The organism is Xanthomonas sp. WHRI 1810A, from assembly GCF_040202885.1.
Taxonomy (GTDB): domain Bacteria; phylum Pseudomonadota; class Gammaproteobacteria; order Pseudomonadales; family Pseudomonadaceae; genus Aquipseudomonas.
In genome coordinates this window covers 75,496-87,688 of the sequence record NZ_JBEGED010000007.1, presented here as the reverse complement: position 1 = coordinate 87,688, position 12,193 = coordinate 75,496, and the positions used below count along the sequence as shown (strand labels likewise).

Here is a 12,193-nt window from a genome sequence, read left to right as displayed (position 1 = left end):
GCAATTCCTTACTGGCTGACGGCGGCTGGTGCGGGACGGTCCGGGGGTTATTTGAGGACGTCGACCACTTTCACGGTGCTCGACTCCGCGTCGGCGTCAGCGCCAAACCACTTCTTGTGCAGGCCGGCGATCACGCCTTCTTTCTTCATGGCGGAGATGATGTCGTTGACCTGGGTGGCCGATGCCCAACCCTTGGCGTGCATCAACGAGTACTTTTCACCGGTGGGAATGCGCGCGACCACTTTGTACTGCGGCTTGTCCTTGATGTAGTACAGGACCGCCGGAATGTCGCTGATGTAGCCGTCCATGCGGCCGGACGCGAGGTCGAGCATCGCAGGCGACAGCCCTTCGTAGCGTGAGACGTCCTTGAATTTGTACTCGGCCTGGTGCGCCGCTACCCACATGTCGCCGGTGGAGCCGGTATCGACGCCGACGACCTTGCCGTCCATGTCTTTAAGGCCCGTGATGCCGGATTTGGCCAGTACCGACAGGGACTGGTCGCTGTCGTAGTACGGCTGGGCGAAACCGACCGACTCGAGGCGTTTCGGGGTGATGGTGATCGAGGAGATGGCGATGTCCGCACGCTTGGACTGCACGGCGCTGAACAGGCCGTTGAACGGGATATTGATGAATTCGACAGTCTTGCCGGCACGCTTGGCGACTTCTTTGACGACATCGACTTCGAAGCCGACGATTTCGCCCTTGGCGTCCTGAAACTCCCAGGGCACGTTGCCCACGTTGGCACCTACGGTCCAGTCAGCCGCCCACGTGGTGGCGGAAAAAGCAGTTGCCACGGCCATGCTCAAGAGTACTTTCACATTCATGTCTTGCTCCCCGATTAATCAGTCAGTCCAAGAAGGGCGCCTCACCGCTTGAGCAGGCGTTTCGAGGATCAGACTAGGGTTACGAATCAAATAATTCAACAAATATAATTAGTGAATTAAATGCTTCAATGCGGGGCGAAAGTTTTCCGGATTGGTGCAGCCGTGTGAGGCTTATGGGCTGCTGAAAGACGGAGGAAATCGAGGGAGATGTAGAGAGGGGTGCACCGAAGCAGGGCGTGATCAGCCAACTGCGCTGGCCCGCGATTCGGTGTGGCAAACGACATTGGGGTGTCAGACCCAATGCCATCGCGAGCAAGCTCCCTCCCACATCGGCTGCACAGCCAGGTGGGAGGGAGCTTGCTCGCGATAACGGCGGCGCGGCCACGCATCAAAGCACGTAAAACGCTATTGCCACAAAGTGCAGCAAACTCCCGGCAATCACGAACAGATGCCAGATCCCATGGGCATGGCGCAGGCGGTGATCCAGGGCAAAAAAGATAATGCCCACCGTGTACAAAATCCCGCCACCGGCCAGCCACAGGAAACCTGCGGTGCCCAACGCTGCAATCAGCGGCTTGACCGCCACCAGCACGATCCAACCCATGACCGCATAGATTACGATCGACAGGATGCGCGCCTCGGTGCGCGGTTTGATTTCCTGCAATATCCCGATGATCGCCAAACCCCAGACGATACCAAACAGCGTCCAGCCCCACGGCCCCCGCAGCGTCACCAGGCAAAACGGCGTGTAACTGCCCGCAATCAGCAGGTAGATCGAAAAGTGATCAACCTTCTGCATGATCGCCTTTTTGCGTCCCTGCACGCTGTGATAAACCGTGGAAGCGCTGTACAACAACACCAACGCCACCCCGTAGACGGCGATGCTGACGACTTTCCACACATCACCGGTAAAAATGGCGATTACCAGCAGCCAGACCGCACCGATGGACGCCAGAATGGCCCCGATCAAGTGCGACCAGGCGTTGAATTTTTCACCGTAATACATGCCTCAATGACCTCGCAAAACCACATCAGCGAACAAGGCTCCAGCTTATGAGGCGAAAGCGCAATGCGCGTGTGCGCGCTCATGTCGATTAATGCAGCCAGTTGCTGATGAGTTGGGCACAATCGCGGCAATAACAATGTCCGCCCACAAGAAGGCCGCATGCAGATCGACGAAGAGCTGACCCTCAAGAAGCTGGAGATCTTCCTGGCCTTTATGCGCCTGGGCAATCTGTCCCGCGCCGCCGTGGAATTGCAGACCAGCACCGTCAGCGTGCACCGGGCGATTCACTCGCTGGAGAGCGCGTTGCGTTGTCCGTTGTTCAAGCACGAAGGCCGTAACCTGACGCCGCTCGAAAGCGCTTATGTGCTGGAAGAACGCGCGCAGAAACTGGTGCAGGACGTACTGGCCACGGTTGAAGTGACGCGCCAGGCCGCGGGATTTTCGGCAGCACGCTTCAAGCTCGGGGCGCTGTACTCACTGACGGTGAAAACCGTGCCGCAACTGATCATGGGCCTGAAGATCCGCCGCAGTGAACTCAACATCGACCTGATCCTGGGCTCCAACATCGACCTGTTCTACAAGCTCAAGAACATGGAAGTGGACGCGATTCTGGTGTCGCTCAACGAATCGGTGAACGACCCGGACTGCGAGCATCTTCCGCTGTTTTCCGATGACATCTTCCTCGCGGCGCCGGTTGATTCGCCCTTCGCCCAGCACAGCGAAGTCGACTTGAGCGACCTGCGCGAAGCGACGTTCATCACCCTCACCCAAGGCTTCGCCACCCACCGCGACGGGGCGATGGTGTTCCAGCAGGCGGGCTTCGAGCCGAAGGTGGCGATGCAGGTCAACGACATCTTCACGCTGTTGAGCATGGTCAGTTCAGGCGTGGGTTATGCCTTGCTGCCGGGACGCATCGCCGCCGTCTACGAGAACCGCGTACGGCTGATCCCCCTGCAGCAGCGCTACCGCATGCAGCAACACATCGGCCTGGTCTTCCTCAAAACCCGCGAACGCGACCCCAATCTTCTCGCATTGCTGGCAGAGTGCCGGATGTACACCAATCGGCTTCGCGAGAGCTAAAAGCTGCAAGCTGCAAGCTGCAAGCTGCAAGCTGATGATCGTTTTCCCCGCGCCTCCCGCCAGGCGCGATGCCTGTAGAAGCGCGCTTGCCCGCGATGGCGGTGTGTCAGCGGATGGCATGTCGTGGCTGAAATCCATTTCGCGGGCAAGCGCGCTCCTACAGTTAACCGCGAACCCCTGTAGGAGTGAGCTTGCTCGCGAGACGTCAGAGCAGACAATGAAATGCGGTCTTGATCGTTCCCACGCTCCGCGTGGGAATGCATCGCCTGACGCTCCGCGTCACCGCAATGGACGCGGAGCGTCCAGAGCGGCGTTACCACGCGGAGCGTGGGAACAATCAACGTTTTTGGGGCCGTTTCACCCTGTAGGAGCGCGCTTGCCCGCGATGGCGGTGTGTCAGCGGAGGGAATGTGGCTGAAATCCATTTCGCGGGCACGCGCGCTCCTACAGTCAAAAAATTCCACGCTCAATATCCGATCTGCACCGCAGACTTGGGCGGTTCACATTCGGGTTCAATTGAACCCATTTGGCACTTATATTCCAAGCCATCCACTTGCTTACGAAACTCCAGGATGTAGCACTCTTTTTGGCAGTCCGCGGAAACACAACCATAAAGATACAAACACACGATCCAAATGATGATGAACTTCATATCTACCCCCCTTTTATTGGAAACATATGAAATTGGGGTGTAAGGAGATACACGTCAAAGTCCGAAAAACACGTAGGGCATTTCCGATTTATATTAGTCGCGGCAAAAACCCTTGAGTAAACTTGTGAACTGTTCAGAGCAACATAATAAATATTTGACAATCAAACCCGACCTCTGATTATTTCAAGACTCCACTAACATAAGGAAAATAAAGATGAGCATCCAATATAGTGCTTTCCACAACATCGGTTCTTCTATTCTGCCTCCCAACCAGACTATGTCTCCAGGGCAATATCTATGCTCTGCAAACGGTCGATATCGACTCGAGCTCCAAGGAGATGGAAACCTCGTGATGAAAGACAACGAAACTCTGGTTTGGGTAGCCGATACGAACCAACCCCATAGTCTGACTTTGGCAAATAAACGATTGGTAGGACTGCCCAAATTCGTAGTGAGCAACAGCGGATTTCTTTATGACCCTGCAAGAAAGCGTACATGGATCGCAGAAAGCACTCACACAACTGACAAGTTGGTCTGGTATAACAGCTTCCTCGCGGTACAGGACGATGGAAATATCATTATTTATGATGATAGGACGGGAGATCTTTGCTGGGCACGCTTTGGGTTTGAGCCGGGGAGACACAGGAAAAAAATTAATCCAAGTTTATGGGCCTTACTCAAAAACATGGAAGTTCGACTTGAACCAACTTTAGAACCTAGGCGCCTCACACTTCTTATGCGGATTATTTGCGTCGTATGATTTTATATTGAAAATCCAACTGCCAAATCAATTCGCAGATCTAGTTTGCTGTATTGCCTCACGGTACGTGTGAGAACGATCAAAGATGCGGTGAGTCAAATGGCCTCATCGCGAGCAAGCTCCCTCCCACAATTGACTTCCCTCTCTGTGGGAGGGAGCTTGCTCGCGAGACGTCAGAGCAGACGATGAAGCCCACTCACTGAAATGCGGTCTTGATCGTTCCCACGCTCCGCGTGGGAATTCATCGCCTGACGCTCTGCGTCACCGCAATGGACGCGGAGCGTCCAGAGCGGCGTTACCGCGCGGAGCGTGGGAACGATCAACGTTTTTGGGGCCATTTCACCTTGTAGGAGCGCGCTTGCCCGCGATGGCGGTGTGTCAGTAGATGGAATGTCGTGGCTGAAATCCATTTCGCGGGCAAGCGCGCTCCTACAGAGGTCATACGCGATCATCCCCGCTGGCTCACCCCAAAATCCCGCGCACGATGAAGTAGAGCAACGACGGCCCGAGCAGGCAGCCGAGCCCGGTGTGGAAGGTGGCGGTCAACGCGCCATAAGGCACCAGCCGCCGATCCGTTGCTGCGAGGCCTGCGGTCACGCCACTCACGGTGCCCGCCAGGCCGCCGAAGACCATGGCGGAACGCGGATTATCCAGGCCCATCCAGCGCGCGGCCATCGGGGTGCCGACCATCACCAGAATCGCTTTGATCAACCCCGTCGCAATCGACAACGCCATCACGTCCGAACTCGCACCCAACGCCGCACCGGTCACCGGCCCGACGATGTAGGTCACCGCGCCCGCGCCGATGGTGGTGATGCTGACGGCATCGCGGTAACCGAACGCATACGCCACGCACGAGCCGACGATAAAGGGCAAAACTGTCCCCAGAAACAGGGCCACTGCACCAATCATCCCTGCCTTCTTCGCCTCGGTCGCCTGTACTTCAAAGGCCGTGGCCACGATGGCGAAGTCGCGCAACATCGCGCCGCCCATCAAGCCAATCCCGGAAAACAGCGCCACGTCCGCCAGGCCTTTCTGCCCGCCGGTCAGGGTGCCACCGACCCAGGCCAACACCAGCCCGATGACGATGGCGATCGCCGAGCCGTGAATACGCCCGAACGTCAGGCGCTTGGACAGCACCACGGAAATCCACATCACCACGCCCACCACCGCGAACGCCGTCACCAGCCCCTGACTGATCAAATCTTTCTGAATGAGATCCCACATGTCAGCGGCCTCCTGCTGGCGCTACGACCGGCAGGACGTCCGGTGCTTCTTCCCTGGGCAGCGGCTCGCCTTTGTTGGTCCGGCTGATCACGGCGATGGTGCAGGCGCAGATCACCACAGACCCCACGGCGGCCAGTACGGCAATCGGTCCGCCTTTCAATGCCGTCACGACATTTTGCTGAGCAGCCATGGCCACGACGACCGGGATGTACATCGCGCCCCAGAAGCCGACGCCCAGTTCGCAGCCTTCGCTCATGCCACCGCGCTTTTGCATGTAGAGACGGGCGCAGATGAGCAGGATCATCGCGATCCCGACCCCGCCCACGTTGGATTTGACGCCCAACAGCACGCCGAGCAGATCGCCGAGAATCACCCCCGCGAGGGTGCAGATTGCGAGTAACGCGACACCATAAATAATCATTATTTTTATCCTCAAATTGCATCGTCGAAGTTGTTGTTGTGTTTGTTCCTTCGAAAGCAGCAGTCGGTTTATGGGTTGCGGCGTTCCTCCTCTCGCGACAGCGCGCTCAGCGTATCCAGCCGGGCGCCCTGAAAGGCGACTGCGGATCCTTGTTCGAAAACCCTGCGCGCAAGGCCGGTCAAGACGGTCCCCGGCGGCAGTTCGATTTGCAGGCGCACGCCGCGCTCGTAAGCGGTTTGCACGGTGCTGCGCCAGTCGATGACCCGGCACATGTTGAACGCCAGGTCGTCGCGTAGCTTGTCGGCGCTGAGCACGGGCCGCGCGGTGCTGCCGCTGAGATACCGAATGCCGGGGGCCTGCACTGACACCTGACTGAACGCCTCGGCCAGTGTCTTCGCAGGTTCAGCCAGCAGTTCGCAGTGGGACGGCACGCTCACGGCCAGACGCTTGGCCGTTGCCGCCCCTTGAGCCTTGGCCAGTTCTGCAACCTGAGCCATTGCCTCGACGCTGCCGGCGATGACGAACTGGTTGTCGGCATTGATGTTGGCCAGATACACCGGGGTCTGGGCGCCATGTACGTCCGCAATCATCTGTTCCACCACGGCTTGATCCAGACCGATCAACGCGGTCATGCCGTAGCCCTCGGGATACGCCGCCTGCATCAGCTCACCGCGCAGTGCGACCAATCTCACCGCGTCGGCAAAACCCAACGCGCCTGAGATGACCGCAGCGGGATAAGCACCAATCGATAGCCCGGCAACAAAATCCGGCGTGCTGCCCTGCGCCATCAGCAAGCGCGAACAGGCGACACCCGCAATCAGCAAACACAGCTGAACGGCGCGTGTGGATTGCAGCGCTTGAGCCGTGTCCAGTTGCATCACGTCTTCGTTCAGCGCATCGCTGGCTTCGCGCAGACATTCGCGGATCAAGGGCTCATCCGGCAGCAAGTGCAGCATGTTCGGCTGTTGCGCGCCCTGGCCCGGATACACCCAGAAACAGCTCATGCCGCAGGCTCGTGGGCATGCCACGGATCACGCACCAGCCTTGCACCGTCAGCGGCTTTCAGTAATACCTGACGCGACGTTCCGGCCCATTCGCGCAATGCGACGGCGCCCAACGGGGTTTGCAGTTGCAGATCAATACGGCAATCCACCTGTTCCAAGGCGCCAACGAGATGCGCGGCCTCCCGACGATTGAAAAATTGCGGCGTGCGCAGAATCAGATCCAGATCGCTGCCTTGGTGCAGGACCGGCACCCCACAGGCCAATTCAAAACCGAGGCTACCGACCACGCCCCAGGGCAAACCCAGCCCCTTCATCACCGGCTGAATCTGCCGCAACGCCCGCAGCGCCGGCCAATCGCCTGCACCTTGGATAGAAGCGTCAACCAGCTGTTCAGGCTGCACCCGGCGCTGAATATCGGCCAGCGCCATCACCGTCGCATAACGCTGATCACGCGAATGACCACGCACGCCCACCGCCACCTGCCCGGCATCGACCAGCGCCCGACGCACCACCACCGGATGGCCGAGACCCATCACCTCGACACACCACGCAGGCGCGTCATCGGCCAGTGCGGACACGGGCAAGCCCCACAACAAGTCATGGGGCTGCGCAGCAACGGACGCGTTCATTTACCACTGCGCCCGCAGCAGTTCGCGCACTTTGGAGGACGCAGCGCGGTTGGTGGCGCCGAGCCGACTGCTGAGGTCATCGGGCCCGGAGCGGGCGTCCTTGATCGCAGCAATCAGGCAGTCGCTGACCGACGTGAGATCAGCAGCAGACGGTTGTTCAATGCGCTCCACCGACAGGGTTTCCCAGAGCAGACCGAGACTGGCGTAGCTGTCGATGTCGTAGGCCATGGGCGGCACGCTGGCCGCGAGTTTTTCCAGTTCTTCGACACTGCGCAGCGTGACCCGCGCCGCCGACGCCTTGCCCATGGCGTGCACCATCACGCCCGGGTCACGCAGCGCGATCAGCCGATTGGCCTGATAGCCGTGGGCCAGAAACGCTCCCGACATCGCCTTGCCCACCAGCAACCCAATGACCGGGTGCCCGGCCAGTCGTGCTCGCGCATAGCTGTCGACAGCGCCCGCCAAGGCCTGGTGGATGCCCAACGCCTCTTCACGGCGCCCGTAGGCCTGACTCGGCACATCGATGATCGCAATCAGCGCGCGTTTGCTGTCGCTGTCGCGGTCCAGCTCGATGGCAGCGTCCACGGCCTTGGCCAGTCCCCAGCCTTCCAGCAGGCCGACTTCGCCGTTTTGCGCACGAGGGAAGCGGTTTTCCGGGTCAGCGATCACCGCGAGAAAGCGCGCGTTCATTTCACCGAGTAGGCCGTCCGCCGCCTTCACCGATGCGGGAAGGCCGACGACATCAACCGCCTGTTCGGTCAGCGCGTTGAACCAGTTCAGGCCACGGGTGGAATACGTGCTCATGGCTGCTCTCCTTGATACAGGCTGCGGACGGTTGCGGGGTCGATTTGAGGCCCCGCATCCAGCCGCGCCAAGCGTTGCAGGAACAGCTCGTACTGGCCGCTGCGTTCCTTCTCCGGTGGGCCCTTGAGCAGCAACGTTTCGACCTGCTGCCGGATGGCGCTGATGTCGTCCGCCACGAACGCGTCCACCAATCCGGTGGCAAAACGTTGTTCGCCGCCGGTCAGGCTCCAGATGAAGGGCCGGTCGCGGGAATCGTATTCCTCGATGCCGGCTTCCTGCTCGATCACTTGCGGGCCGTTCAAACCCAGGCGTGCTTCCTGAGTAACCACCAGATAACTGCACAACCCGGCAGCGATGGACATTCCGCCGAAGCAACCGACGCTGCCGGCCACCACGCCAATCACCGGCTGATAGCGCCGCAGGTCGACAATGGCGGCGTGAATATCGGCTATGGCCGCCAGGCCGAGATTGGCCTCCTGCAATCGCACGCCCCCGGTTTCCAGCAGCAATACGGCGGCGGTCGGAATGCCGTTACGGTTGTCTTCGGCCGCCAGTTCCAAGGCGCCGGCCATTTTCGCGCCGCCCACTTCGCCCATACTGCCGCCCTGGAAACCGCCCTCGATGGCGCAGACCACGACGGGTTTATCCGCGATGGTGCCTTTGGCCACGATCACACCGTCATCGGCCTGGGGCACGACGCCCTGTTTGGCCAGCCACGGCGACATCAAGCGGTCAAACGGGCCGAGCAGTTCACGAAAGGTGCCGTCATCCAGAACGGCTCGCGCACGCTGCCGGGCGCCGAGTTCGACAAAACTGTGCTGCTGCAACAAGCGGGCGCTGTCAGTCATGGCCGATCTCCTCGAAACCTTGTTCCAGACGCAAGCGCACCACGCCCGGCGTTGCGCCGAAGTCGTGAATGTCGATGCTCATGGCCGGCGGGTTCTGACCGTCGAACATGCGTTCGAAGAGGTGTTGCCAGCGTGCCGAGCTGCCATTGACCGAGGTGACCACCTGGATCGACAACTTGCCGGGCAGACCAGGTTCGAGCAGCACTTCCAGATCGCCAGAGCCAACGCAGCCCACCAGCGCGCAGCCCATGGGCGGCTGACCAGCTGGGAATTCAAAAGACAGGGTTTCCATTAAAAAGTCCTCGGTGTGTCGCCGAGCGCAGGCTCAAGGCAATCGATAAACAGGCAGGCGGCGAGCAAGTCAGCGGCGCCTCCGGGGGATGCGTTCAGGCCGAGCAGTTGCTGGTCCAGTTCGTTCAGGCAGCGGCGTCCGCTCAGGCTGGCACTGCCGCCGGCATCGAGCACACGTTGCGCACCGGTTTGCATGGCGGTCAGTCCGGTTTCCCCGGCACGGTAGAGCACGCAGGTGTCGGACAGCGTGGTCATGATCGCCAGCAACGCGTCGAGCCGAGCGTTCTGCTCGCCACTGTCGGCCGCGCGGCTGCGCTGCAGTTGCGGCAGGCCGTACTGGATCACCGCCGGAAAGCCCATCTGCGCTTGCTCGCGGGCGCCCTTCGCACCGTATTTACGGGCCACTTCGGTGCCGTGGCTGGGGGGTTGCGTGACCAGATGACGGTCATCGATCAACGCCAGTTTTGCCGCCCGCAGGCTCAGACCCGCGGCGGACAAATCATCGGGCTTGAGCGCCGCGGCGGCGACCAGCAAACCCAGCGCCCAGATCGCGCCACGATGGGTGTTGATACCTTGGGTGGTGCGCATCATCGCGGCCTCACCGTCCCGGCCGATGCGCCCGACGGCGTCGCGCAGGGTCTGGCCGATCTCACCGATCTCAAGGGCGGCTTCGGCCATCCCCTTGAACGCAGGCCACAGGGACAACGCCGACGCGTGCATCAAGCCCAAGTGCAAATCCTGGTGCGCGCCATTGCTGCGCCGGTCCACCAGCGCGGGCTTGGGCGACAGGTCGGCTTCATCGATCAGCGCGTCCACCGCTAAATCAGCCAGCCTGTCAGCCAACGACTGCTGCTGACGCGGGTATTCGACAGCTGTGTTGTGAGCACGCATCACCAACTCCTGAATTTCGCAGGTGGGCTGTACAAACCACCGGACCATTCCACCAGCTCGGCGATGCTTTTGGCGGCGAGCAGTTCGCGGCTGGCGTCGGTGCGGCGGATGCCCAAGTCTTCGGGCAGCGCGATCAGCCCTTCACGGCGCATGCGGGCGGTGTCTTTGGGGTTGTGGCGCAGGCCGATGGACGTCACGCCCGCCACGGCGGCGATCATTTGCTGGCGCTCCTCCAGGCTGCGGGCTTTGTACAGATAGGCGATGCCTTCTTCGGTGAGCAAGTGGGTGACGTCGTCGCCGTAGATCATGATCGGCGCCAGGGCCATGCCGCTTTTCCTGGCGACCTCCACGGCGTCGAGGGTTTCGACGAAGGTCGGTTTGCCGCCCTCCTGGAACGTCTCGACCATTTGCACGACCAGTTTCTTGCCGCGCTCAAGGTAAGCGTCCGGTCCGTCGCCGCTTTGTTGGCGCATGTCGAGCCAGGCCGGGGTCGCGTGGCGACGGCCGTGGGGATCGTGGCCCATGTTCGGCGCGCCGCCGAACCCGGCAAGGCGGCCACGGGTGACGGTGGAGGAATGCCCGTCGCCGTCCACTTGCAAGGTCGCGCCGATGAACAGGTCCACGGCGTATTGCCCGGCCAGCTGGCACATCATCCGGTTGGAGCGCATGGAGCCGTCTCGGCCGGTAAAGAACACGTCCGGCCGCGCGGCGATGTAGTTCTCCATCCCCAATTCGGTGCCGAAGCAGTGCACGCTTTCGACCCAGCCGCTTTCAATCGCAGGGATCAACGTCGGGTGCGGGTTGAGCGTCCAGTTGCGGCAGATCTTGCCTTTGAGGCCGAGGGATTCGCCGTAGGTCGGCAGGATCAGTTCGATGGCCGCCGTGTTGAAACCAATGCCGTGGTTGAGGGACTGGACGTTATGTTTTTCGTAGATGCCGCGGATGGCCATCATCGCCATCAGCACGTGCACCGGCTTGATGTGGCGCGGGTCGCGGGTGAACAGCGGCTCGATGTAGAACGGCTTGTCCGCCACCACCACGAAGTCGACCCAGGACGCGGGAATGTCGACGCGGGGCAGGTCGCTGACGTCGTCCACCAACTCGTTGACCTGGATGATGACGATGCCGTCGCTGAACGCAGCCGGCTCGATCAGTGCCGGGGTGTCCTCGGTGCTGGCGCCGGTGTAGATATTGCCGGCGCGGTCAGCCATGAATCCGGCCGACAGGACGACGTTGGGAATGAGGTCCACCAGCAGGCGGGAATACAGCTCGATGTAGGTGTGAATCGCACCGACTTCCAGCAGGCCGTCTTCCAGCAGCTGGCTGATGCGCAGGCTTTGCGTACCGGCGAACGAAAAGTCGAGCTTGCGGGCGATGCCGCGTTCGAAAAGGTCCAGGTGTTCGGATCGGCCGACGCTGGGCATGATCATGTGCAGATCATGCAACTTGGCGGGGTCGGCCTTGACCAGAGAGCGTGACAGGAAGTCCGCCTGCTTCTGATTGTTGCCCTCCAGCACCACGCGATCACCGGGCGCAATCAGCGCTTCCAGCGCCGCGACGATCTTGTCGGTCGGCAACACCACGCCATCGGCGAGTGAACGCACCAGCTCGAGCCGCCGCAGTTTTTCGCTGCGACGACGCGACCAGCGCGGGTCGAGTTTCGTTGTTTTTGTAGTCATGAACGTTGTCATGCTGACTCCACGAGTTCGCTGTCGTGGGTCACCTTAGGAGCGATGGGTATGGCGCATCAATCAAG

The 12,193-nt window shown here is 60.6% G+C and carries 13 protein-coding genes; 2 read left to right on the top strand and 11 right to left on the bottom strand.

Going from position 1 to position 12,193, the window contains the following annotated elements:
* Window positions 1–47: 47 nt before the first annotated feature.
* Both ABQX22_RS12325 and trhA read right to left on the bottom strand, forming a co-directional pair.
* Window positions 48–824, bottom strand: coding sequence for a transporter substrate-binding domain-containing protein (locus tag ABQX22_RS12325; RefSeq protein WP_349799832.1), 777 nt, complete (start codon window positions 822–824; stop codon window positions 48–50).
* 388 nt (window positions 825–1,212) lie between these two features.
* Window positions 1,213–1,830, bottom strand: coding sequence for a PAQR family membrane homeostasis protein TrhA (trhA, locus tag ABQX22_RS12320; protein ID WP_349799830.1), 618 nt, complete (start codon window positions 1,828–1,830; stop codon window positions 1,213–1,215).
* A 159-nt stretch (window positions 1,831–1,989) separates the two neighbouring features.
* Here trhA and ABQX22_RS12315 point away from each other — a divergent pair, with 159 nt between their 5' ends.
* A complete protein-coding gene (locus ABQX22_RS12315) occupies window positions 1,990–2,910 on the top strand; it encodes a LysR family transcriptional regulator (protein WP_349799828.1) in 921 nt (306 codons plus the stop codon).
* Window positions 2,911–3,914: 1,004 nt separating this feature from the next.
* Window positions 3,915–4,322 (top strand): hypothetical protein, encoded by a 408-nt coding sequence (locus tag ABQX22_RS12310; protein ID WP_349799826.1) that lies wholly within the window; start codon window positions 3,915–3,917, stop codon window positions 4,320–4,322.
* 462 nt (window positions 4,323–4,784) lie between these two features.
* Here ABQX22_RS12310 and madM read toward each other — a convergent pair whose 3' ends face one another.
* From madM to mdcA, 9 genes are all read right to left on the bottom strand, one after another.
* Entirely contained in the window at window positions 4,785–5,549 is a 765-nt protein-coding gene (madM, locus tag ABQX22_RS12305; protein WP_349799824.1) for a malonate transporter subunit MadM, read from the bottom strand.
* A gap of 1 nt (window position 5,550) precedes the next feature.
* A complete protein-coding gene (madL, locus tag ABQX22_RS12300; RefSeq protein ID WP_349799822.1) occupies window positions 5,551–5,970 on the bottom strand; it encodes a malonate transporter subunit MadL in 420 nt (139 codons plus the stop codon).
* 68 nt (window positions 5,971–6,038) lie between these two features.
* On the bottom strand, window positions 6,039–6,974 hold the full coding sequence (mdcH, locus tag ABQX22_RS12295; RefSeq protein WP_349799821.1) for a malonate decarboxylase subunit epsilon: 936 nt from the start codon (window positions 6,972–6,974) through the stop codon (window positions 6,039–6,041).
* Window positions 6,971–7,603, bottom strand: coding sequence for a malonate decarboxylase holo-ACP synthase (locus tag ABQX22_RS12290; RefSeq protein ID WP_349799819.1), 633 nt, complete (start codon window positions 7,601–7,603; stop codon window positions 6,971–6,973). Before ABQX22_RS12290 ends, mdcH begins: the two co-directional genes overlap by 4 nt.
* The gene (gene mdcE / locus ABQX22_RS12285; protein WP_349799817.1) at window positions 7,604–8,407 is read right to left on the bottom strand and encodes a biotin-independent malonate decarboxylase subunit gamma; all 804 of its coding nucleotides are present in this window, start codon (window positions 8,405–8,407) and stop codon (window positions 7,604–7,606) included.
* The gene (locus tag ABQX22_RS12280) at window positions 8,404–9,255 is read right to left on the bottom strand and encodes a biotin-independent malonate decarboxylase subunit beta (protein WP_349799815.1); all 852 of its coding nucleotides are present in this window, start codon (window positions 9,253–9,255) and stop codon (window positions 8,404–8,406) included. The genes mdcE and ABQX22_RS12280 overlap by 4 nt, the downstream gene beginning before the upstream one ends.
* Window positions 9,248–9,547 (bottom strand): malonate decarboxylase subunit delta, encoded by a 300-nt coding sequence (locus ABQX22_RS12275; protein WP_349799813.1) that lies wholly within the window; start codon window positions 9,545–9,547, stop codon window positions 9,248–9,250. Before ABQX22_RS12275 ends, ABQX22_RS12280 begins: the two co-directional genes overlap by 8 nt.
* Window positions 9,547–10,437, bottom strand: coding sequence for a triphosphoribosyl-dephospho-CoA synthase (locus ABQX22_RS12270; protein WP_349799811.1), 891 nt, complete (start codon window positions 10,435–10,437; stop codon window positions 9,547–9,549). The genes ABQX22_RS12275 and ABQX22_RS12270 overlap by 1 nt, the downstream gene beginning before the upstream one ends.
* Window positions 10,437–12,116 carry a malonate decarboxylase subunit alpha gene (gene mdcA / locus ABQX22_RS12265; protein ID WP_349799809.1) on the bottom strand — a complete coding sequence of 560 codons (1,680 nt, stop codon included), beginning with the start codon at window positions 12,114–12,116 and terminating at the stop codon, window positions 10,437–10,439. Before mdcA ends, ABQX22_RS12270 begins: the two co-directional genes overlap by 1 nt.
* Between the last annotated feature and the right edge of the window lie 77 nt (window positions 12,117–12,193).